A 20,380-nucleotide genomic window follows, 5' to 3' on the forward strand; every position below is an offset into this window, starting at 1 on the left:
GCCGGTTGAGTGCGTCGCACACTCGACCGGCAGGGGGCCGCGCAGTCGACCGGCGGATCAAGCCCGTTCGACCGGGGCCACCAGCTCCGTCACCCATTCGGACTGCGGGCGGTCGTCGGGGGCGTGCACGTAGACCTCGCGAGTGGGACCGGCGATGCGATAGCCGTCCTCGACGACCTGCTCCATGAGCGCCATCCACGACCGGCCGATCGACGGCATGTCGCCGCGATGGGTGAGCACCGCCGCCGTCTCGATCGCGGGCAGCTCCACGACGTCGTAGCCCTCCGCCGCCACCGGCGTCTCATCCGCCGTGAACGACACGTGCACAGCGAGGTCCTCACTGTCGGGCACCGCGTGGTACCAGAACACCCCCGGCTCCCGCGGTTCCCTCCCCGCACCCTGGATCGCGCCGACCAGCCGCCCCAGCAGCGGATCGATCACGGGAGAGACGTTCTCGGGCCCCATCCCGGGTGCGCGCCCCTCGACGGCGTAGACGGTCACGGGCTCGACAGGGCGATACTCCACGTCAGTCATGACGTCGGCTCCTTCCAGACGACGGAGACGTTCGTCGAGGCGATCGAGCCGCGCGCGGTCGGCGTCGATCGACGCCTCGATTGCGGCACGTCGGCGCATGAGCAGGTCGCGCAGCGCGGCATCCTGATCTTCCGCAGCCAGCACGGCGCCGATCTCGTCCAGCCCGCAGCCGAGGTCGCGAAGCTCGACCAGTCGCAACAGCGCCCCGAGCTGCGCGTCGGCGTAGCTGCGGTAGCCGGTGCGGGGATCGACCCGGGCGGGCTGCAGAATGCCGATCTCGTCGTAGTGCCGCAGCATCCGCACGCTCACTCGCCCATGGGCGGCGAACTCTCCGATGGTGTACATGGTGGAGACCACGTTCGACCCTGACACAGCGTGAGAGTCAAGCGGAAGAGCGCAGACTCAGGCCGAGGCTGTCCAGTCCTGCTCGTCGTCGACCGACTCAGCCGGCGCTGCACTGAGCGACAACCCGTGCAGCGTCTCGAGCGCGGCGTTGACCTCGTCGATGCGACCCTCCACGGCGAGCTCGCGGATGCGCACGGAGGGACGGTGCAGCAGCACGCCCGCGAGGTGCCGCAGCGCCGCCTCGGTCTCTTCGCCGGCGCCGCGGGCGCGTGCCCGGGCGATCTCGGCGTCGACGATCGCGAGCACGTCGCTGCGCAGCGCCGTGATCGCGGGTGCCGCGGCACGGTCGGCCGCGAACTCGGCCGCCGCGTCGCCGACGATGATGCGCGCGTCGGCGTGGGCGCTGAACTCCTCGAGCGGGGCGTGGAGGCGGATCGTCTCGAGGTCGAGCAGCTCGACGCCGTCGACGTCACCCACTGCGGGGTCGACGTTGCGCGGGAGCCCGAGGTCGATGACGAGCACGCGGCTCCCCGGCACGAAGGCGTCGGCGTGCACGACGGCGTCCGCGGTGCACGTGATGACGACGTCGGCGGCGGCCGCAGCATCCGCGAAGTCCTCCACCGGCTGCAGGCCGTACTTCACCGCGAACGCGGCGGCACGACCGGACGGTGAGAACACCCGGATGTCGGCGGCACCGCGCGCGCGCACGGCCTCGACGGTGCGCGAGGCGTAGCGGCCGGTGCCGACGATCACGACGCGCGACGCGGCCCAGTCGGCGATGCGACTGGACGCGAGCTCGAGGGCGAATCTCACGAGGGAGCGGTGCGTGCCGCGCAGACCCGTGTTGTTGCGGATCCCGCGGCTGGTGTGGGTGGCCTTCTGGAAGAGGCGTTCGAGCTCTCCGCTCGTGGTGCCCTCCTCCCGCGCGGCGTCGAGTGCGCGTCGCACCTGACCCGAGATCTCGTCTTCGCCGACGACCATGGACTCGAGCCCGCTGGTCACCGCGAAGAGGTGGGCCGCGGCATCCGCTCCCGAATGCACGGTCACCGAGGTGCGCAGGCTCTCGATCGGAATATCGGATGCTTCGGCCATGGCTTCGACGACGGATTCCACCGCGACGGCCTGGCCGCCCGTGAGCGGTTCGTCGATGTCGAGGTAGGCCTCGAACCGGTTGCACGTCGCGAGGACGACCGCTCCGGCGACGAAGATCTCGTCGTCCACGAGGGTCCGGGTGGCCGCGGGAGCACCCTGCGACAGCCGCTCCAAGACGTCGAGACTCGCGTTCCGATGGTTCGCGGTCAGACAGAGGAGCACCCGACCAGCTTAAGGCACGTCCCCGACCTTCAGCGAAGTGCGGCCTCATGATCTGCGAAGCGGGAGCCTAAGGTTGACTGCGTGCCGCTGGAATCGTCCCACCCCACTCTTGCCGACAGCTATGCTGTTCCACCCCTGATCCGCGCCTATCGCGGCGAGCGTCCCGAGACGGCTCCGGTGTGGTTCATGCGGCAGGCCGGGCGGTCGCTCCCGGAGTACCGCGAGCTGCGCGTGGGCACCGACATGCTCGACGCGTGCCTGGATCCCGAGCTCGCGAGCGAGATCACGCTGCAGCCCGTCCGCCGTCACGGCGTCGACGCGGGGATATTCTTCAGCGACATCGTCATCCCGGTGAGGCTCGCCGGCGTGGACGTGCGCATCGTGCCCGGCCGCGGTCCGGTGCTCGAGCATCCGGTGCGGACGGCGGCGGATGTCGCGAGTCTGCCCCCGCTCGACCCTGCGGCGCTCGAGCCGATCCGCGAGGCCGTGCGGCTCACGGTCGCCGGGCTCGGCGGCACGCCGCTCATCGGCTTCGCCGGCGCCCCGTACACGCTCGCCTCGTACCTCGTCGAGGGCGGTCCGTCGAAGGAGCAACTGCGCACGCGCGCGCTGATGCACTCCGATCCCGAGACGTGGGCGGCGCTGCTGTCGTGGTGCGCCGACATCACCGGCGCGTTCCTCGAGGCCCAGCTCGAGGCGGGGGCGTCGGCCGGCCAGCTGTTCGACTCGTGGGCCGGATCACTGAGCCTCGCGGACTACACCGCGCACGTCGCACCGCACTCCGCACGCGCGCTCGAGCGGGCGAAGGCCCTCGGCGTGCCGCTCGTGCACTTCGGCGTCGGAACCGGCGAGCTGCTCGCCGCGATGCACGGCGTGGGCGTCGATGTGATGGGCGTCGACTGGCGCATCCCGCTGGACGAGGCATCCCGCCGTCTCGGGGCCGACGTGCCCCTGCAGGGCAACATCGACCCTGCCCTCCTGGCCGCGCCCTGGCCTGTGCTCGAGGCGCACATCGTCGACGTGCTCGAACGCGGCCGCGCGGCGAAGGCCCACGTCGTCAACCTCGGGCACGGCGTGCCGCCCGAGACCGACCCGACGGTGCTGACGCGCGTCGTGGAGTTCGTCCGCGCGCATGGCTGACTTCTCCGTCGTCGGCGGCGGCGTCGCAGGACTCGTCGTCGCGCGGCGGCTCGCGCTGTCGGGTGCGGACGTGGTCGTGTACGAGGCATCCGATCGCCTCGGCGGCACGGTCGCGCCCCAGGACGTCGCGGGAATCGGATTGGATGCCGGTGCCGAGAGCTTCGCCGTGCGCGGCGGCGTCGTCGCGGCCCTGCTCGCCGAGCTCGGGCTCGCCGACGACATCGTCGAGCCGCGGCCCGGACCCGCCTGGCTGCAGCCCGCCACCGGACCGGCGGTGCCCCTGCCCGCGACGGCGCTGCTCGGCATCCCGGCCGACCCGCTCGCCGACGACGTCGTGCGCGTGGTCGGCGCAGACGCGGCACGGCGGGCCTCGGCGCTGGACGGACGGGGCCCCCTCGGTGCGGTGCCGGCGTCACTCGGGGCGCTCGTGCGCGAGCGGTACGGCGATGCGGTGCTCGAGCGACTGGTGGCGCCCGTGGTGCACGGCGTGCACTCGGTCCATCCGGACGAGCTTCCCGTGGCGCGAGCCCATCCGGGGCTGCCCGACGCGCTCGTGTCGGCGGGCTCGCTCGGCGCCGCGGTCGGGCGGCTGCGTGCGGACGCTCCCCCGGGTGCGGCGGTCGCCGGGATCCGCGGCGGCGTCAACCGCATCGTGCCGGCCCTCGCGGCCGACCTCGAGCGTCACGGCGGCGTCGTGCGCCTCGGCACGCGTGTCGACGATCCTGCGTCGCTCGACGGCACCGTCGTGACCGCGGCGCCCGGCCTGGTCTCTCCGGCCGGCGTCGGACGCCGGATCGACCTCGTCACCCTGGCGGTGGAACAGCGGGAGTTGGATGCGGCGCCCCGCGGCTCCGGACTGCTCGTCGCCGCCGGAGCCCCGGTGGCCGCCCGCGCGCTCACCCACGCCACGGCGAAGTGGGACTGGCTGCGCGAGGCCGCCGGCGACCGGCACGTGCTGCGGCTCTCCTACGACGTGACGCCGTCCGACCCTTTCGAGACCGCGCGGCAGGATGCCGAGACCCTGCTCGGCGTCGAGCTGCCGGTGGTGGTCGACGCGGCGGTGGTCACGTGGACCCGGCCGGCCCCGGCCGAGGCATCCGACCTCCTCGTGGTGGGCGAGACGGTCGCGGGCTCGGGGCTCGCCGGGATCATCGCCCACGCCGACCGCACCGCCGCCGAGCTCCTCGCCCGCTGACGCCGGCGCCGCTGACACTGGCACCGCAACCCGCCGCGCCGCGCCCTCCCCGTCAAACGGTCGGGTCGAACCGGCGCGACACGCCCGCACGGCCCGGCCTCCGCGGCGTTTCTCCCGACCGTTTGACCCCGGGCCCCGGTGCCCGGCCGCCGCCCCGCACCGAGTCCAGAGCCCGGGGGGGGTGGGACGGCGCTGCGCGCCTACTCAACAGGCGGGAAACGGCGCTTCGTGCCTACTCGACCGACCCCGTCCCCGGGCGGGTGGAAGAATAGAGGCCATGAGCGATTCCTCGGCTGTCCCCCCGTCCGAGAGCGAGACGCTCGGCTACACCCTGTGGGCCGTGTTCCGCCGTGACCCGCACCACCCCGCCCCCGCGGGCGATCTGGCTCCGGCCGTCGCCGAGGTCGAGGCATCCGGAGTCACCGTCCGCGGGTTCTACGACGTCTCGGGCCTGCGGGCCGATGCCGACCTGATGGTGTGGCTGCACGGCACGGGCGTGGCTCCCGAGTCCATCCAGGCCGCGCTGCGCACGCTGCGCCGTGCCGAGCCGCTCGCGTCGCTCGTGCCGGTGTGGAACGCGATGGGCGTGCACCGCGACGCCGAGTTCACCGCGAGCCATCTGCCGGCGTTCATGCGCGACAAGGAGCCCGAGGCCTGGCTCACCGTGTACCCGTTCGTGCGGTCGTACGACTGGTACATCCTCCCCGAGGACGAGCGCCGCCAGATGCTTGCCGACCACGGTCGCAAGGGCGCCGAGTACCGTCAGGTGCTCGCCAACACGGTCGCGTCGTTCGCGCTCGGCGACTACGAGTGGATCCTCGCGCTCGAGGCCCCCGAGCTCGTCGATCTCGTCGACCTCATGCGTCACCTGCGCCAGACCGAGGCCCGCCGTCACGTGCGCGAGGAGGTGCCGTTCTTCACCGGGCGTCGCATCGGTCTCGACGAGATCGCCGAGGTGCTGGCGTGACCAGCCTGCGCATCGGCACGCGCGCCAGCACGCTCGCCCTCACGCAGACGGGCATGGTCGCCGACGACCTCGCCGATGCGACCGGGGTGAAGACCGAGATCGTCCGCATCACCACGCACGGCGATCGCACGAACGAGCCCTTGTCACGGGCCGGCGGCGCCGGGCTCTTCACGGGCGCACTGCGCGACGCGCTCCTGGCCGACAAGTGCGACGTCATCGTGCACTCGCTCAAGGACCTCCCGACCGCGCCGCATGATCGCATCGTCATCGCGGCGATCCCGGCGCGCGAAGACCCGCGCGACGCGTTGTGCGCGCGTGACGGCCTCACGCTCGAGCAGCTTCCCGCCGGTGCGCGCGTCGGCACAGGCTCGCCGCGCCGCATGGCGCAGCTGCGTGCGAAGCGGCCCGACATCGAGGTGGTCGACATCCGCGGGAACGTCGAGACCCGCCTCGGCAAGGTGACGAGCGGTGAATTGGATGCCGTCGTCCTGGCCGCCGCCGGACTCAACCGCATCGGGCGCGCCGACGTCATCACCGAGCACCTCGACGCCGACCGCTGGCCGACCGCGCCCGGCCAGGGCGCGCTGGGGGTCGAGGTGCGCCGGGGCGAGGAGTACCTCGTCGAGACGCTCGACCACGCCGAGACCCGCGCCGCCGTCGAGGCCGAGCGCGAGGTGCTCGCCCTGCTGGAAGCCGGCTGCTCGGCTCCCGTCGGCGCCCGCGCCGTGGTCGACGCCGGCCTGCTCCTCCTGTCGGTCAGCGTCTACAGCCTCGACGGCACCACGACTCTGACGTCGTCGCATGCCATCGCCTGGCCGGACGACGACGGTGATCCGTCGCGCGAGGTCGCGGCATCCGTCGCCCGTGAACTGCTCGACGCCGGTGCCGCCGGCCTGACCGGAGAGCGCCCATGAACAGTGCTTCTTCCGAGGGGGCCCGCCCCCTCGGGCACCCCCGGCCCCGCCGGCTGCGCGCGACGCCCGCGATGCGCCGGCTCGTCGCCGAGACGCGCCTGCATCCCGCCGACCTGATCCTGCCCGTCTTCGTGCGCGAGGGGGCGGGCGAGCCCGTGCCGATCTCGTCCATGCCGGGCGTCCTGCAGCACACGACCGACAGCCTCAAGAAGGCGGTGACGGATGCCGCGGCCGCCGGCATCGGCGGGATCATGCTGTTCGGCGTGCCCGAGCACAAGGACGCGATCGGATCCGGCGCGACCGACCCCGAGGGCATCCTGAACGTCGCGACGCGCATCGCCGTCGCGGAGGCCGGGGATGCGCTCGTCGTGCAGACCGACCTGTGCCTCGACGAGTTCACCGATCACGGCCACTGCGGCGTGCTCGACGCGAACGGCTACGTCGACAACGACGCTACGCTCGAGCGCTACCGAGACATGGGCATCGCCCAGGCCGAGGCCGGGTCGCAGCTGCTCGGGCTCAGCGGCATGATGGACGGCCAGGTCGCCGCGGTCCGCGACGCGCTCGACGCGACCGGGTTCGGCAACACGCCGATCCTGGCCTATGCGGCCAAGTACGCGTCGGCCTTCTATGGCCCGTTCCGCGAGGCCGTGCAGTCCTCGCTCGAGGGCGACCGCCGCACCTACCAGCAGGACCCCGCGAACCGCCGCGAGGGCCTGCGCGAGGTCGAGCTCGACCTGGCCGAGGGCGCCGACATCGTGATGGTCAAGCCCGCGATGAGCTATCTCGACGTGCTGGCGGATGCCGCGGCATCCAGCCCCGTCCCCGTCTGGGCGTACCAGGTGTCGGGCGAGTACGCGATGATCGAGGCCGCTGCGGCCCACGGCTGGATCGACCGCCGCCGGGCGATCGAGGAGTCGGTGGTCGGCATCCGCCGTGCCGGCGCCGATGCGGTGCTGACGTACTGGGCGGTCGAACTGGCGGGATGGATCCGATGACCACGCACACCTCGCACACCACCAACGCAGAGGAGTTCGCCCGCGCCCGCGCAGCCATGCCGGGTGGCGTCAACTCCCCCGTTCGCGCCTTCGGCTCGGTCGGCACCACGCCCCGCTTCTTCGTGTCGGCCTCGGGTCCGCGCGTGACCGACGTCGAGGGCCGCGAGTACGTTGACCTCGTCGGCTCGTGGGGTCCTGCGATCCTCGGGCACGCCCACCCCGCCGTCGTGAAGGCGGTGCAGGATGCCGCGGCCCACGGCCTCGGCTTCGGCGCGTCGACCCCCGGCGAGACCGCTCTGGCCGAGCTCATCGAGGCGCGCGTGACCCGCGACGGCGCTCGACCGGTCGAGCGCGTGCGCCTCGTGTCGACGGGCACCGAGGCGACGATGACGGCGATCCGCCTCGCACGCGGCGCGACCGGCCGCGACCTCATCGTGAAGTTCGCCGGGCACTACCACGGCCACTCCGATGGTCTTCTGGCCGAAGCCGGATCGGGCGTCGCGACGCTCGCGATGCCGGGCTCGGCGGGCGTTCCGGCGCCCATCGCCGCGCAGACGCTCGTCGTGCCGTACAACGACCTCGACGCGCTGCGCGAGGTGTTCGACGCGCGCGGCGACGACATCGCCGCGATCATCGTCGAGGCCACCCCCGCCAACATGGGGATCGTGCCGCCGGCGCACGGCTTCAACGCCGCGATCGCCGACCTCGCGCACGCTTACGGCGCGCTGCTCATCCTCGACGAGGTGCTGACCGGCTTCCGCGTCGGCACGGCGGGCTGGTACGGCATCGACCCGGTGCCCTTCGTCCCCGACCTCATCACGTTCGGCAAGGTCGTCGGCGGCGGGCTGCCGCTCGCCGCGATCGGCGGCTCGGCGGCGCTCATGGAGCTGCTCGCTCCCCTCGGCCCCGTCTACCAGGCCGGCACGCTGAGCGGCAATCCGCTCGCCGTCGCCGCCGGGCGCGCGACCCTCGACCACCTCGACGCGGACGCGTACGAGCGGATCGACCGTGGCGCTGAGCGGATAGCGGATGCCGCGGCATCCGCTCTCTCGGAAGCCGGCGTCACGCATGTCATCCAGCGCGCGGGCAACCTGTTCTCGATCCAGTTCGCGGCCGAGCCGCCGACGGACTACGAGACGGTGAAGGCGCAGGAGGCGTTCCGGTACCCGCCGTTCTTCCGCGCGATGCTCGACCAGGGCGTCTCGCTGCCGCCGTCGGTGTTCGAGGCGTGGTTCGTCTCGGCCGCGCACGACGACGAGGCCGTCGCGCAGATCGTCGACGCGCTTCCCGCCGCCGCGCGGGCTGCGGCGGAGGCCACGCCGGACTGACGGTCCCGGGCTCCGGGTTCGAGGTGCCCAACGTCGGAGATCGTGACCGACACGCCGCTCGCCGGCCGCTGGTCACGGCGTGTTGCGCAGAATCTCCGATCTTGCGCCCGACGCGCCGGGTTCGGCCCCGGGTGCGCAACGTCGGACTGACCTTCGCGGCAGAGGCCACGCCGGGCTCACCTTCCCGGCCTCCGGGGTGCCAAACGGCGGAGTTCCTGGGCGCCACGCCGCTCGCCGGCCGCTGGTCACGGCGTGTTGCGCAGGATCTCCGATCTTGCGCCCGACGCGCCGGGTTCGGCCCCGGGTGCGCAACGTCGGACTGACCTCCGCGGCAGAGGCCACGCCGGGCTCACCTTGCCGGCCTCCGGGGTGCCCAACGTCGGAGATCGTGGCCGAAACGCCGCTTGCGGGCGGCTCGTCGTGGCGTGTTGCGCAGGAACGCCGACGTTGTGCACGCCGACGCCGACGCAGCCGGGCCTCGCCCCGCGCGCAGGGTGCACAGAGAGAAACCCCCGACCTGTCGGGGGTTTCTCGGTGGTGGTGGACCTGAGGGGAATCGAACCCCTGACCTCCTCGATGCGAACGAGGCGCGCTACCAACTGCGCTACAGGCCCGTGAACCTCAGTTAGGTTATCACGCTCCGATAGGCCTCCCCGACGGGTCGCGAGCACCCCGAACCGCGCCCCACGAGAGGATGGAGGCATGCTCCCCGTCACACCGAATCGCGTGTCCGTCGTCCGCAGCGTCCGGCTCGAGACGGGCGGCCGCGGCGGCTCCGCATACGACGTGTTCATCGACGCGCAGGGACTCATCACGGCAGTCGAACCGACCACCGGCACCCCGGCCGGCCCCGGCGAGGTCTACGGGCGCGACCTGCTCGCCCTCCCCGGGTTCGTGAACACCCACGCGCACATCGACAAGTCGTGGATCGGCCACCCCTGGCAGTCCTACGGGGGCGAAGGCGGCACCGACGGCCGCATCCGCCATGAGCGTGCGAGGCGCGACGAGCTCGGCATCCCGAGTCTGGACATCACCCGTCGTGTGCTGGCGGAGTTCGTCCGCTTCGGCACCACCGCCCTCCGTACGCACGTCGACGTCGACCTCGGGCTCGGGCTGCGCGGCATCGAGATCGTCCGTGAAGCCGTCGCCGACTACGACGGCGCGATCACCGCTGAGATCGTCGCCTTCCCGCAGGACGGCGTCCTCCGCCGCCCCGGCGTGCTCGACCTGCTGCGCGCGGCCGCCGAGTCCGGCGTCGAGCACATCGGCGGGCTCGACCCCGCGAGCATCGACCGCGACCCCGTCGGCCAGCTCGACGGGCTGTTCGACATCGCCGCCGACACGGGCGTCGGCATCGACATCCATCTCCACGATCCCGCCGAGCTGGGAGCCTTCCAGTTCGACCTGATCCTCGACCGCACCGAAGCCCTCGGACTCACCGGCCGCGTCAACATCGCCCACGGGTTCGCACTCGCGCAGGTCGACGCCGCGCGCCGCCGGGATCTCCTGCAGCGGATGTCGCAGCTCGACGTCACCCTCACGACCGTCGCTCCCCTGCGGCTGCCCCAGCTGCCGCTGCACGAGCTCGACGCCGCGGGCGTGCGGTTCGGCTTCGGCACCGACGGCATCCGCGACCTGTGGAGTCCGTACGGCACCGGCGACCTGCTCGGCATCGCGTGGCAGTACGCCCGTTCCTCGAGCCTCGTGCGCGACGAGGATCTGCGCCGCGTCGTCGAACTCGCCACGACCGACGGCGGCCCCTTCACCGGCACCGGACGCGACACCCTCAGCCCCGGCGACCGGGCCGACATCGTGCTCATCGACGCCGAGAACGCGATGGACGCCCTGGTCCGGATGCCCCCGCGCGAGCTCGTGCTGGGTGGCGGACGCGTGCTCCACCAAGCCTGAGCCTGCCGAGTTGCCGGTGCCGGCGGGTTCGACGCCTTCCAGCCCGCCGGGATGGGCACCTCGCCGTACGGGGGCACTGAGCCTGCACACCGGGCAAGGCCGCGCGCCGTAACATCGGACCCCGCGCCCGACACGCCGGTTCCGGATGCCGCGCCCCAGCGCGCCGCGCACGATCTCCGATCTTGCGACCGGCGCGACCCGGGCGCCAGACCCTCAGCTCCCTGCCCAGCTCAAGCCCGCCGAGTTGCCCGAAACAGCGGGTTCACAGCCGCCCAGCCCACCACCAGTGGCAACTCGACCCCGGCGGCAGGCCCGACGGGCCGTAACCCCGAAGACCCCGCCGGCCCTACTGCCCGGACGCCCGCCGTGCCAGCAGCCCGCGCACGTGGGCCTCGATCTCGGCGTCGTCGACGTATCCCATTCCCGCGAAGTCCGCGCGGGCGACGCGCGCCGTGTCGATCGACGGCGGACGCTGCGCCTCGGCCCTCTCGCGCATGGCCTCCTCGAGCGCTGCCTGGCGCATCGACTCCCGGGCGGCCTCGACGTCGAGGATCGTCGCGGCCCGCGACCCCGCCGACGCAGTGAGCGGCCGGGGCAGCTCGCGCGGCGCCCACGCACGCGACGCAGGCTCCAACGCGACGTCCTGCACGCGCACGTCGGGCCGCGCGACAGGCACCTCGACGTGCACGGCGGCCCGCGCCGCCACCCGGGCAAGACGGTGAAGAACGAGAGCGGATGCCGCGGCCACGGCCACACCCGCCCAGAGCCAGGTCTGCATCCCCGACGAGAGAACTTCGAACACCCCGAAGCCCGCCACCGCGAGCCCCAGCACACACAGCAGCGTGGCCGTCAGGCGGAACCGGCGCCGAGCCCGCGCACGCCTCGCCGCCGGGGCCGATCGCGCGGCGGAGACCTCCGCCCGGGCGGCAGCCTCCGCGGCCTCGACCTCGGCGCGAGCTTGAGCCTGTGCGGCGGCGCGGTCGGCGCGTGCATGCTCGAGCTCGATGCGGGCGGCGGCTTCGGCGCGCTCGCGCTCGGCGCGCTCCCGTTCCCGCTCGACCCGCGCGGTGGCCTCGGCAAGCTCGCGCTCGGTGCGCGCGCGCTCGAGGTCGACCTTCGCCTGCTCGAGGGCGGCCGACTCGCGCTGCGCGAGAGCCTGCCGGGCGAGGCGCTGCTGCGCCATCGCCGTGCGCGCGTTGAGCTCGAGGTGGACCTCCTGCGGCATCTCGCTCGTCTCGGCGAGCACGCGGAGCGCCTGGTTCAGTCGCACCGCGTTCCGCTCGGCCGCGTCGAACTGCCGGCGGCTGTGCCACGACGGAAGCAGATAGACGAGCCACAACAGCACGGCGACGAGCACGATGACCCCGCCACCCAACACTTGCCCGCCCATGTGCACAACGGTATGTGAGGGGATGCCTCGGCCGAGGCATCCCGTCGCGTGTCGCTCTAGGCGTGCAGACGATCGGCGGGCGGCACGGTCGCCGCGTCGTGCGGCGCATGCCCCGACACCCACCGCTGCAGCACGCCCTCGGGCACGTCCTCGCGCACGAGCGCGAAGGCGTAGTGGTCGCGCCAGTCTCCGTCGATGTGGATGTACCGGCGGCGCAGGCCTTCGTACCGGAAGCCGAGCTTCTCGACCACGCGCAGGCTCGCCTGGTTCTCAGGGCGGATGCAGATCTCCATGCGGTGCAGGCGGAGCTCGGTGAAGCAGATGTCGGTCGCCATCGCGACCGCCGTCGGGGTGATGCTGCGTCCGGCGAACCGCTTGCTCACCCAGTAGCCGATCGTGGCCGAGGCGAGGGATCCTCGCGCGATGCCCCACACGTTCAGCTGACCGGCGATGTTGCCGTCGTGCTCCATCACGAAGGGCACGCCGGCGCCGTCGCGGTACTGCTGCAGCAGGCGTCGCACGCCGAGTCGCATGTCGAACGAGACGGGGCCGTCGGGGCTCGTCGCCTCCCACGGCCGCAGCCACTCGCGGTTCGACAGCAGCTCGGTCTGCAGCTGCCGGGCGTCACGCTGGCGCACGAGCCGGATGGATACCGGTCCGTGCCTGCGAGGAGCCGTCAGGTCCACATGACCCCCTCGTACGGGCGGCGCTAGAGCTTCGCCGCGAACTCCTTGAACCAGGGACGCAGATCGGGTCCGAGATCGTCACGATCGGCGGCGAGCTGCACGATGGCTTTGATGTAGTCCACCCTATCGCCGGTGTCGTACCGGCGACCCCGGAAGACCACGCCGTACACGCCGGGGCCGTTCTCGTCGGCGGCGAGCTCCTGCAGCGCGTCGGTGAGCTGGATCTCGCCTCCCTTGCCCGGCTCGGTGCGCTCGAGGATCTCGAACACGTCGGGGCTCAGGACGTACCGGCCGATGATCGCGAGGTTGGACGGCGCGTCCTCCTTCTGCGGCTTCTCGACCAGACCGGTCACCCGGACGATGCCCTCGGTGTCGGTCTCCTCGACGGCGGCGGCGCCGTACATGTGGATGTGCTCGGGGTCGACCTCCATGAGGGCGATGACGGTCGCGCCGCGGCGCTCGTGCTCGGCGATCATCGTGGTGAGCAGCTCGTCGCGCTCGTCGATGAGGTCGTCACCGAGCATCACGGCGAACGACGAGTCGCCCACGTGCGCCTTGGCACGCAGCACCGCGTGGCCGAGACCCTTGGGCTCGCCCTGACGGACGAAGTGGATGTCGGCGAGGTCGCTCGACTCGAGCACACGGTGCAGGCGATCGGTGTCGCCCTTGTCCTTCAGCTTCTCTTCGAGTTCGGGCACCGAGTCGAAGTGGTTCGAGATCGCGTTCTTGTTTCGGCCGATGATGACGAGGATGTCGTCGATCCCCGCCTGCACCGCCTCCTCCACGACGTACTGGATGGCCGGCTTGTCGACGACCGGCAGCATCTCCTTGGGCATCGCCTTGGTTGCGGGGAGGAAGCGCGTGCCGAGTCCGGCCGCAGGAATGACAGCCTTGATGGAAGTGTGGGGCATGCGAGCATTCTAGGGTCCTCAGGTTCGAGCTCCCCGCGCGTTGACACCCGATGATCGGCCGCTATATGCATCGAGGCGGCGAACGGCACACCCGGCGACGCCTAGAATCGAGGGCATGTCCGACGCCATCGCCGATGCGAAGCGCGCGCTCCGAGCAGAGTTGCGGGAGCGTCGGCAGCTGTTGACCCCGCAGGCCCGCGAGGTCGCGGCCGCCGGCATCACGGAGCAGCTCGATGCGCTGATCGCCACCCACGGCGCGACGTCGATCTCGTGCTTCCTCTCGACCACGACCGAGCCGGGCACGCGTGAGTTCGTCGCCGGGGCCGTGGCACGCGGCATCCGGGTCCTCCTTCCCGTCACGCGCACGGACGGCCTGCTCGACTGGTCGGTCGCGACGCCCGACCTCGACATCGCCGAGGGCATGTTCGGACTCCCCGAGCCCGTCGGCGAGCTGCTCGGACCGATCGCCGTCAACGACGTCGACCTGCTCGTGATCCCCGCCGCCGCCGTCGACCGCACCGGCATGCGCCTGGGCTGGGGCCGCGGCTACTTCGACAAGACGATCGGGTCGATGGAGCGCTGCCCGCCCGTGTACGCCGTGGTCTTCGACTCCGAGGTGCTCGACGAGGTTCCGAGCGACCTCCACGACCAGCCCGTCAGCGGCGTCGTGACACCGACGCAGACCATCGTCCTCGCGCCCGCCCGGCGCTGAACGACCGAGAGAGAAATGCCCACCTACGCCTACGCCTGCAAGCAGTGCGGACACCGCTTCGACGCGGTCCAGTCCTTCGCCGATCCCGCCCTCACGGAGTGCCCCGAGTGCGGCGGTCCGCTGCGCAAGGAGTACGGGTCGATCGGCGTGACCTTCAACGGGTCCGGCTTCTACCGCACCGATTCCCGCGCAGGAGAGAAGAAGGGGACGGATGCCGCGGCCCCGGCCTCTTCATCGTCCTCTTCGTCTGCGAGTGGCGGGTCTTCGCCGTCTTCGACATCATCGAAGTCGGAGGCGAAAGCCTCCCCCGCCTCGACCGGGTCGTGACCGGCGGAAGCCGGAGACAGTGAGGAGCATCACATGATCAAGGGCTTCAAGGAGTTCATCCTCCGCGGAAACGTCATCGACCTGGCGGTCGCGGTCGTCATCGGCGCGGCGTTCACGCTGATCGTGAATGCGATCGTCGCCGGCCTCATCAACCCGCTCATCGCGCTCGTGTTCAACGCGAGCAGTTTGGATGCCGTCGGCTGGACGGCGACCAACCTCAACGGTGACCCGGTGTTCTTCGCGTTCGGAGCGATCATCGGCGCGATCATCAACTTCCTCGCGGTCGCGGTCGTCGTGTACTTCGTGTTCGTCTACCCGATGAACAAGTGGAAGGAGCGCGCCGCCGCTCGTGCCGGCATCTCGGAGGAGGAAGCCGCCGAGCTTCCCACCGAGCAGGAGCTCCTGGTGCAGATCCGGGACCTCCTGTCGGCGCAGCCCAAGGCATAGCGGAGCGGCCTCGTCTCGCGCTGCCCCGTTCGACCGCGCCGAGGTGCTCTCGCACGCATCCGTGTAACGCAGTTCGGCGCGGTCGAGTTCGTGGGTCTCACGTTCGACCGCGCCGAAGTGCTCTCGCACCGATTCGTGTAGCGCAGTTCGGCGCGGTCGAGCGAGGAGCCGCCGCCTCGCAGGTGCAGGGGTTTCGATACGGCGACTCGCGCCTACTCAACCGGCGGTGCAGGGGGTTTCGATACGGCGCTTCGCGCCTACTCAACCGGCGGGGGGCGCCGACACCCGCGCAACCGGCGGGGGCGAAGTCGCCCGGCGGTGCGGGGGTTTCGATACGGCGCTTCGCGCCTACTCAACCGGCGGTGCAGGGGGTTTCGATACGGCGCTTCGCGCCTACTCAACCGGCGGGGGCGCCGACACCCGCGCAACCGGTGGGGGCCCGCCGCCGCGCGCCCGCACGCGCCCCGGCCTCAATAGTGCGGGGGGACGTCGCGCTTCAGGCGCTCGTCGTTCGACCCCGAGGCACCCGCGTCGGCCGCGCCACCGGCATCCGGGTCCTCATCCCCCACCACCGGCTCGGCGTCGGTTCCGGGCGCGGGCGTCAGCTTCACGCGGCGCGAGCCGGGTACCCGCTCGACGCGCTGGCGGTCAGTCGGTGACATCGATCGGCTGTGTGTCGGCCTCGACGCGTGGCGCCTCGGGCGGAACGCCGAGCATCGCGGCGATCCGCTGGGCGACGCCCGCGGGGTCGCTGTAGAGGTCGAACGAGTGCACGCGCACGTAGTGCCAGCCGAGCCGGCGGAGGATCTGCGGGCGCAGCCGGAGCGACTCGCGCAGCGACTCGCCGGTCGTCTCGGGGTCGCTTTCGACCACGACCGCCTTGCCGTCGTACTGCGCGACCAGCGGCAGCAGCCCGCGGTAGTGCACGTCCACCGACAGGCCGACGCGGCGCAGCTCGCGGGCGAGCGCGCGCGTCAGCGGATCGGCCAGGTCTTCGAGGCGGGCCTCGCGCGCCTTCGCGGCGATCCCGCCGAGGATCGACATGAGCGTCGCGGCGCCGTGCTCGAGCCGCCCGTCGTCGAACGCCGACGGGCGGATCGACGACACGATCACCATCGAGCGCCGGGCACGCGTCATCCCGACCGTCAGCAGTCGCTCGCCGTCGGGCGTCGAGAGGTCGCCGAAGTCGCTCAGCACGCGGCCGTGCTTGGTCAGGCCGAAGCCGAGCGAGAAGATCACGCGGTCGCGGCTCTCGGCGACCGACTCCTCGAGCGTCAGCACCGCGAACGGCTCGGCGGTGTCACGCGAGACGAAGTCGGCGACGTCGGAGCGTCCCGAGAAGGCCCGCTCGACCGCGGCGCGGATGCGCTCCGCGTGCCGCACGCTGGCCGTCACGACCATGAGCGATTCGGTGCCGCGGTTGACGGCGTGCTCGACGACGAGCGTCACGACGCGGTTGACCTCGGCGTCGGGGCTCTCGACCGCGCCGGTGATCGGGTCGGGCGCTCCGGTGCCGCCCTCGACGTAGTCGACGCCGAGGCTTCCGCGGCCGAGGTACGAGCCGGCCCAGGGCAGCGACACCAGCTCGCCGCCGTAGAAGGCGTCGTTCACCAGCTCGGCGAGGTCCTCGCCACCGGCCCGATAGCTGCGGGTCAGGGTCTCGACCGGAAGCAGCTCGGCCAGGCGCTCGAACACGCTGGTCGAGTCGAACGGCTCGGCCCCGTCGGCCGGCTCCTCTTCCAGAGGTGCGCCGGCGGCGACGCGGAACGGCGTGGGCTTCTGCGTCACCGGATCGCCGAACACGACGACCTGCCGGCCGCGCCGCAGAGCGGGAGCGGCTTCGGCGATGCACAGGGCCGCGGCATCCGCGATGATCACCACATCGAACTCGGGCGACGCCGGAATCTCGGGCACGTCGTACGGAGAAGACAGCCAGACCGGCGCCAGCACGCGCGACAGGTGCGGGGCGGCGTGTACGAGGTCGGCCGCGGTGACTCCGCCGTTCTTCAGCGCGGTCTTGAGCGCCGTCGCCTCGCCGGAATGGTCGACGATGCCGATGCGCCACTGCGTGGCCAGCTGAGCGGCGAGAAGAGGGCCGGATGCCGCGGCATGCGCCTCGTCGACGAGCCGGAAGTCGCGCTCCAGGCGGTCGACCACGGCGGTGTTCGCGCCGAGGACCGCGCGGTCGGTGCGCAGCAGCATCTCGAGCGCCGACTGCCACCATGCGTACTCGAGCTCGTCGGCGACCTGCGACTCGGGCACGTGGCGCACCGAGAGCTCGGTGAGCAGCGGCTCGAGCCCGAGGCGGGCGAGGTCGGTGCGCAGGGTCGCGCGCTCCTTGAGGTTGTCGAACACATCGGAGTCGGCGGCGAGGCCGGCGAGGGTGCGCACGAGGTGCTTCACGGGAAGCGTCGCGAGCTTGTCGGCGCCGGTGCGTCCGAGCACGTCGTCGAGCTCGGCGAGCTCGGCTTCGACGCGCGCCCACGCGACGTGCACGTCGGCCAGGCCGAGCGGCACCTCGGGGATCACGCCCGCATCGACGAAGCGCTGCCACTCGGTGCGCTGCTGCTGGATGCGCACGAGCGCCTCGTACATGTCGGGCACGTGCACGCCCGGGCGCACGTACTCGCGCGACAGGCGCTTGAGCCGGCGGCGGTTCGGGCCGCTCATGTTCGGGGCGTCGCGGCGCGGTGCGTGCGCCTGGATGAGCTCGCCCAGCGGGCGTTCGAAGACGGTGAGGCTGAAGCGGTCGAGCGAGTCGCGGATGCCCTGCAGCAGCCGCAGGTACGCGCCCAGTTCGGCGATCGTCTGGAACGGCCGCATGCGCGTCTGCGCGATCAGCTCGTACCCGCGCTCGAGCAGGCTCGGCACGTCGCTGCGGTGCAGCTTGCCGGCGAGCGCGTGCGCGGCGCGGGCGTGCTCGGGCTTGGCGAACGAGACGCCGTACCAGGGCGAGTCGTCGGGTCCGAAGCGGAACTCCCCCAGCCGCGCGGCGGCGGCGAGCTTCTCGGCGGCCTCGGCGCGTCCGTCGGCCAGCCGCTCGAGCGTGAGGGCGTCGAAGCGCGCCGCGGTCGAGGGGGCCGGATCGTGTGCGGCGAGGGTCGCGAGCGCACGCAGGATCTCTAGAACAGAGACACCGAGCGACGGATGCTGCGCCGTCACGGCTCCGCGATAGTCGCGCAGCACGCCGCGCAGCCTCACGAGCGCGTCGTCGATGTCGGCGATCTTCGGCGCCTCGGCCTTCTCGTTCCGGCCGATGGCGCGGATGAGGTCGCGCTGGAGCGTGCGCGGCGAGACGGCGAGTCCGGGCAGGCCGATGCCCGCAAGACGGTGACGGATGCCGTCGAGCGTCGAGCTGCGCGCACTCACGACGAGCACGCGCTTGCCGTCGCGCACGAGGGCGCCCACGGCGTTGATGACGGTCTGCGTGCCGCCGGTGCCGGGCAGCGTGTGCACCGCGAGCGACTGGCCTGCGGTGATCCGCGCGAGGACGCGCTCCTGCTCGGAGTCGGCGTCGAGCAGCAGCGTGTCGGCGGCGGGCGGGCGCTCGTCGGGGCTGGTCGGCTCCGGCGCGACGCGACGCAGTGTGATCGCCTCGCGGTCGGCGGGATGGCCAGCGAGCGCATTCAGTACGGGGTGGTCGAGGTCTGCGGCATCCCGCGCCATCGCGTCGCCGACATCGGCGAAGCTCGACACCAGCAGGCGCGGCTTGACGACGTAGGACTCGATCCACGACGTGAGGGCACGCAGGTGGTCGATGACCGGCTGCGGCTTGAAGACGCCGCCGTCATAGGCGAGAGCGGCGAGCCCTGCGCCGTCGAGCTCGATGCCGAAGTGCGTGAGCATCGCGCGGACGAGTTCGGGGTTGACGCTGAACGAGCCGTGGAGCTTGAGCTCGAAGTCGGAGTGGTGGCGCCGGATCGCCAGCGGACGCAGCAGGATCGGGGCCGAGCACTCCATGCCGCCGATGCGCCAGTTCGCGAGCCCGACCGCGAGATGCACCGGCTCGAGCCCGCGCGTGGTGCGCAGCTCGGTGTTCTTGGCTGTGATTCGCTCGGCGGCGAGCCGCGCGTTGCGCAGCGCGACCTCGTCGCGGAAGAGGTTCGAGAGCAGCGTCGAGCGGCCGGTGATGAACTGCGGAAGGCTGCCCGGGTGAGCCTTGGTGATCTCGATGGACGAGTCGCCGGCGTCGGTGAAGTGCAGCAGCGTGGAGCGCCCGCCGAGGTCGGCGGACTGCACGCGCAGGCGCTCGCGGTCGGGGTCGGCGATGTGCGCCACGACCACATCGGGCTCGGCGAGGCCGAGATCGCCCGGCGTCACGACGCTCCCGGGCACGGCGTCCTCTGCGCCGGCCACGACGCTGCCTTCTGCTCGCCACACGCAAGCCACACTAAGCGGCGTGTCCGGATGCCACTTGCAACGGAGCCGAGTTTCGCGGTATTGGACACGCCGGGTCATCAGCCCTTCCTCCCCACGCTCGCTCCGGGGCTCGGCGTGCACAGTCCGCGGTCGTCCGGGTGGGTGTGGGGAGGGTCGGGGCCAGGATGGTCCCATGACCTCCCCGGACTCGCCTCGCTTCCGCGTCCATCCCTCCCCCGTGGGCGACATCCTCATCGTCACCACCGACGAGGGCATCGTGACGCTCCACCCCTTCGACGGTCCGCTCGGTGCCGAGCTCGAGTGGGTGTCCCTCGCCCTCCGGGCGGTGCCGTTGCCCGATGACGACGAGGGGACGGATGCCGCGACGAGCGCCCTGCTCGATGCGGCGATCACGCAGCTCGACGAGTACTTCGACGGCGATCGCCGGTCGTTCGACCTCGAGCTCGACTGGCGCCTGGTGCGGGGTTTCACGCGTGATGCGCTCGAGGCCGTGCGCGAGATCCCCTACGGCGAGACCGCCGGCTACGGCGAGGTCGCGATCGCGGCGGGCAGCCCGCGCGCGGCGCGTGCCGTCGGCACCGCGTGCGCGACGACGCCGTTCTCGATCGTGGTGCCGGTGCACCGCGTGGTGCGCGCCGACGGCTCGCTCGGCGAGTACGGCGGCCGGCCCGACGTGAAGAAGTACCTCATCGACCTCGAGCGCCCCGCGGGCGTGGAGGTCCCCGAACGCCCCGCGGGCGTGTAGGGCCCCGCACGCGTGGAGGTCCCCGAACGCCCCGCGGGCGTGTAGGCCGCCCGCGGCGCATCCGCGCAGACGTTCCCCGTCCGCGCGAAACACGGCCCGGGCGTTCCCGCCCGGGCCGTGCCGATTCACTGCGGTGACT

18 protein-coding genes and 1 tRNA gene are annotated in these 20,380 nt (G+C 72.2%); 11 read left to right on the plus strand and 8 right to left on the minus strand.

Features of this window, described 5'->3' with window-relative positions; genetic code table 11:
• Window positions 1–57 precede the first annotated feature (57 nt).
• A complete protein-coding gene (locus H9622_RS14720; RefSeq protein ID WP_318247139.1) occupies window positions 58–891 on the minus strand; it encodes a MerR family transcriptional regulator in 834 nt (277 codons plus the stop codon).
• Window positions 892–936: 45 nt separating this feature from the next.
• A complete protein-coding gene (locus H9622_RS14725; RefSeq protein ID WP_191767173.1) occupies window positions 937–2,193 on the minus strand; it encodes a glutamyl-tRNA reductase in 1,257 nt (418 codons plus the stop codon).
• 81 nt (window positions 2,194–2,274) lie between these two features.
• Between H9622_RS14725 and hemE the strand changes: the two genes are divergently transcribed.
• From hemE to hemL, 6 genes are all read left to right on the plus strand, one after another.
• Complete coding sequence (gene hemE, locus H9622_RS14730) at window positions 2,275–3,333, plus strand: uroporphyrinogen decarboxylase (RefSeq protein ID WP_191767174.1); 1,059 nt, start codon at window positions 2,275–2,277, stop codon at window positions 3,331–3,333.
• Complete coding sequence (locus H9622_RS14735; protein ID WP_191767175.1) at window positions 3,326–4,528, plus strand: protoporphyrinogen/coproporphyrinogen oxidase; 1,203 nt, start codon at window positions 3,326–3,328, stop codon at window positions 4,526–4,528. Before hemE ends, H9622_RS14735 begins: the two co-directional genes overlap by 8 nt.
• 277 nt (window positions 4,529–4,805) lie before the next feature.
• Window positions 4,806–5,495 (plus strand): hydrogen peroxide-dependent heme synthase, encoded by a 690-nt coding sequence (gene hemQ / locus H9622_RS14740; protein ID WP_191767176.1) that lies wholly within the window; start codon window positions 4,806–4,808, stop codon window positions 5,493–5,495.
• A complete protein-coding gene (hemC, locus tag H9622_RS14745) occupies window positions 5,492–6,409 on the plus strand; it encodes a hydroxymethylbilane synthase (RefSeq protein WP_191767177.1) in 918 nt (305 codons plus the stop codon). Before hemQ ends, hemC begins: the two co-directional genes overlap by 4 nt.
• Before the next feature lie 71 nt (window positions 6,410–6,480).
• Window positions 6,481–7,407 carry a porphobilinogen synthase gene (gene hemB / locus H9622_RS14750; protein ID WP_404802878.1) on the plus strand — a complete coding sequence of 309 codons (927 nt, stop codon included), beginning with the start codon at window positions 6,481–6,483 and terminating at the stop codon, window positions 7,405–7,407.
• Window positions 7,395–8,735, plus strand: a complete 1,341-nt coding sequence (gene hemL / locus H9622_RS14755) for a glutamate-1-semialdehyde 2,1-aminomutase (protein WP_404802876.1) — start codon at window positions 7,395–7,397, stop codon at window positions 8,733–8,735. Before hemB ends, hemL begins: the two co-directional genes overlap by 13 nt.
• Before the next feature lie 538 nt (window positions 8,736–9,273).
• Here hemL and H9622_RS14760 read toward each other — a convergent pair.
• A tRNA-Ala gene (locus H9622_RS14760) sits at window positions 9,274–9,349 on the minus strand.
• Between the two features lie 88 nt (window positions 9,350–9,437).
• Here H9622_RS14760 and H9622_RS14765 point away from each other — a divergent pair.
• Entirely contained in the window at window positions 9,438–10,643 is a 1,206-nt protein-coding gene (locus H9622_RS14765) for an amidohydrolase family protein (RefSeq protein ID WP_191767180.1), read from the plus strand.
• 346 nt (window positions 10,644–10,989) lie between these two features.
• Here the strand turns inward: H9622_RS14765 and H9622_RS14770 are convergent, their stop codons facing one another.
• From H9622_RS14770 to galU, 3 genes are read right to left on the minus strand one after another with little or no spacing between them, the layout of a single operon-like run.
• On the minus strand, window positions 10,990–12,033 hold the full coding sequence (locus tag H9622_RS14770; protein WP_191767181.1) for a large exoprotein: 1,044 nt from the start codon (window positions 12,031–12,033) through the stop codon (window positions 10,990–10,992).
• A 56-nt stretch (window positions 12,034–12,089) separates the two neighbouring features.
• Window positions 12,090–12,719, minus strand: a complete 630-nt coding sequence (locus H9622_RS14775; RefSeq protein ID WP_191767182.1) for a GNAT family N-acetyltransferase — start codon at window positions 12,717–12,719, stop codon at window positions 12,090–12,092.
• A gap of 23 nt (window positions 12,720–12,742) precedes the next feature.
• On the minus strand, window positions 12,743–13,630 hold the full coding sequence (gene galU, locus H9622_RS14780) for a UTP--glucose-1-phosphate uridylyltransferase GalU (RefSeq protein ID WP_191767183.1): 888 nt from the start codon (window positions 13,628–13,630) through the stop codon (window positions 12,743–12,745).
• Window positions 13,631–13,745: 115 nt separating this feature from the next.
• On the opposite strand from galU, the gene H9622_RS14785 reads away from it, so the two are divergent.
• From H9622_RS14785 to mscL, 3 genes are read left to right on the plus strand one after another with little or no spacing between them, the layout of a single operon-like run.
• Window positions 13,746–14,342 (plus strand): 5-formyltetrahydrofolate cyclo-ligase, encoded by a 597-nt coding sequence (locus tag H9622_RS14785; protein ID WP_191767184.1) that lies wholly within the window; start codon window positions 13,746–13,748, stop codon window positions 14,340–14,342.
• Between the two features lie 15 nt (window positions 14,343–14,357).
• Window positions 14,358–14,669, plus strand: coding sequence for an FmdB family zinc ribbon protein (locus tag H9622_RS14790; RefSeq protein ID WP_191767185.1), 312 nt, complete (start codon window positions 14,358–14,360; stop codon window positions 14,667–14,669).
• Between the two features lie 33 nt (window positions 14,670–14,702).
• On the plus strand, window positions 14,703–15,116 hold the full coding sequence (mscL, locus tag H9622_RS14795) for a large conductance mechanosensitive channel protein MscL (protein ID WP_191767186.1): 414 nt from the start codon (window positions 14,703–14,705) through the stop codon (window positions 15,114–15,116).
• A gap of 470 nt (window positions 15,117–15,586) precedes the next feature.
• Here the strand turns inward: mscL and H9622_RS14800 are convergent, their stop codons facing one another.
• Window positions 15,587–15,778 (minus strand): hypothetical protein, encoded by a 192-nt coding sequence (locus H9622_RS14800; protein WP_191767187.1) that lies wholly within the window; start codon window positions 15,776–15,778, stop codon window positions 15,587–15,589.
• Window positions 15,765–19,496 (minus strand): AAA family ATPase, encoded by a 3,732-nt coding sequence (locus H9622_RS14805; protein WP_318247140.1) that lies wholly within the window; start codon window positions 19,494–19,496, stop codon window positions 15,765–15,767. Before H9622_RS14805 ends, H9622_RS14800 begins: the two co-directional genes overlap by 14 nt.
• A 172-nt stretch (window positions 19,497–19,668) precedes the next feature.
• Between H9622_RS14805 and H9622_RS14810 the strand changes: the two genes are divergently transcribed.
• Entirely contained in the window at window positions 19,669–20,241 is a 573-nt protein-coding gene (locus tag H9622_RS14810) for a methylated-DNA--[protein]-cysteine S-methyltransferase (RefSeq protein ID WP_191767188.1), read from the plus strand.
• Window positions 20,242–20,380 lie beyond the last annotated feature (139 nt).

This window comes from Microbacterium gallinarum (genome assembly GCF_014837165.1).
GTDB classification, from domain to species: domain Bacteria; phylum Actinomycetota; class Actinomycetes; order Actinomycetales; family Microbacteriaceae; genus Microbacterium; species Microbacterium gallinarum.

What these genes read in the sequence shown, in the direction of transcription:
- H9622_RS14790 (WP_191767185.1), top strand. Translation starts at nt 14,358, where the DNA reads ATGCCCACCTACGCCTACGCCTGCAAGCAGTGCGGACACCGCTTCGAC.
- hemQ (WP_191767176.1), top strand. Translation starts at nt 4,806, where the DNA reads ATGAGCGATTCCTCGGCTGTCCCCCCGTCCGAGAGCGAGACGCTCGGC.
- H9622_RS14810 (WP_191767188.1), top strand. Translation starts at nt 19,669, where the DNA reads ATGACCTCCCCGGACTCGCCTCGCTTCCGCGTCCATCCCTCCCCCGTG.
- hemL (WP_404802876.1), top strand. Translation starts at nt 7,395, where the DNA reads ATGGATCCGATGACCACGCACACCTCGCACACCACCAACGCAGAGGAG.
- H9622_RS14765 (WP_191767180.1), top strand. Translation starts at nt 9,438, where the DNA reads ATGCTCCCCGTCACACCGAATCGCGTGTCCGTCGTCCGCAGCGTCCGG.
- H9622_RS14800 (WP_191767187.1), bottom strand. Translation starts at nt 15,778, where the DNA reads ATGTCACCGACTGACCGCCAGCGCGTCGAGCGGGTACCCGGCTCGCGC.
- H9622_RS14735 (WP_191767175.1), top strand. Translation starts at nt 3,326, where the DNA reads ATGGCTGACTTCTCCGTCGTCGGCGGCGGCGTCGCAGGACTCGTCGTC.
- galU (WP_191767183.1), bottom strand. Translation starts at nt 13,630, where the DNA reads ATGCCCCACACTTCCATCAAGGCTGTCATTCCTGCGGCCGGACTCGGC.
- H9622_RS14770 (WP_191767181.1), bottom strand. Translation starts at nt 12,033, where the DNA reads ATGGGCGGGCAAGTGTTGGGTGGCGGGGTCATCGTGCTCGTCGCCGTG.
- mscL (WP_191767186.1), top strand. Translation starts at nt 14,703, where the DNA reads ATGATCAAGGGCTTCAAGGAGTTCATCCTCCGCGGAAACGTCATCGAC.
- H9622_RS14785 (WP_191767184.1), top strand. Translation starts at nt 13,746, where the DNA reads ATGTCCGACGCCATCGCCGATGCGAAGCGCGCGCTCCGAGCAGAGTTG.
- hemB (WP_404802878.1), top strand. Translation starts at nt 6,481, where the DNA reads ATGCGCCGGCTCGTCGCCGAGACGCGCCTGCATCCCGCCGACCTGATC.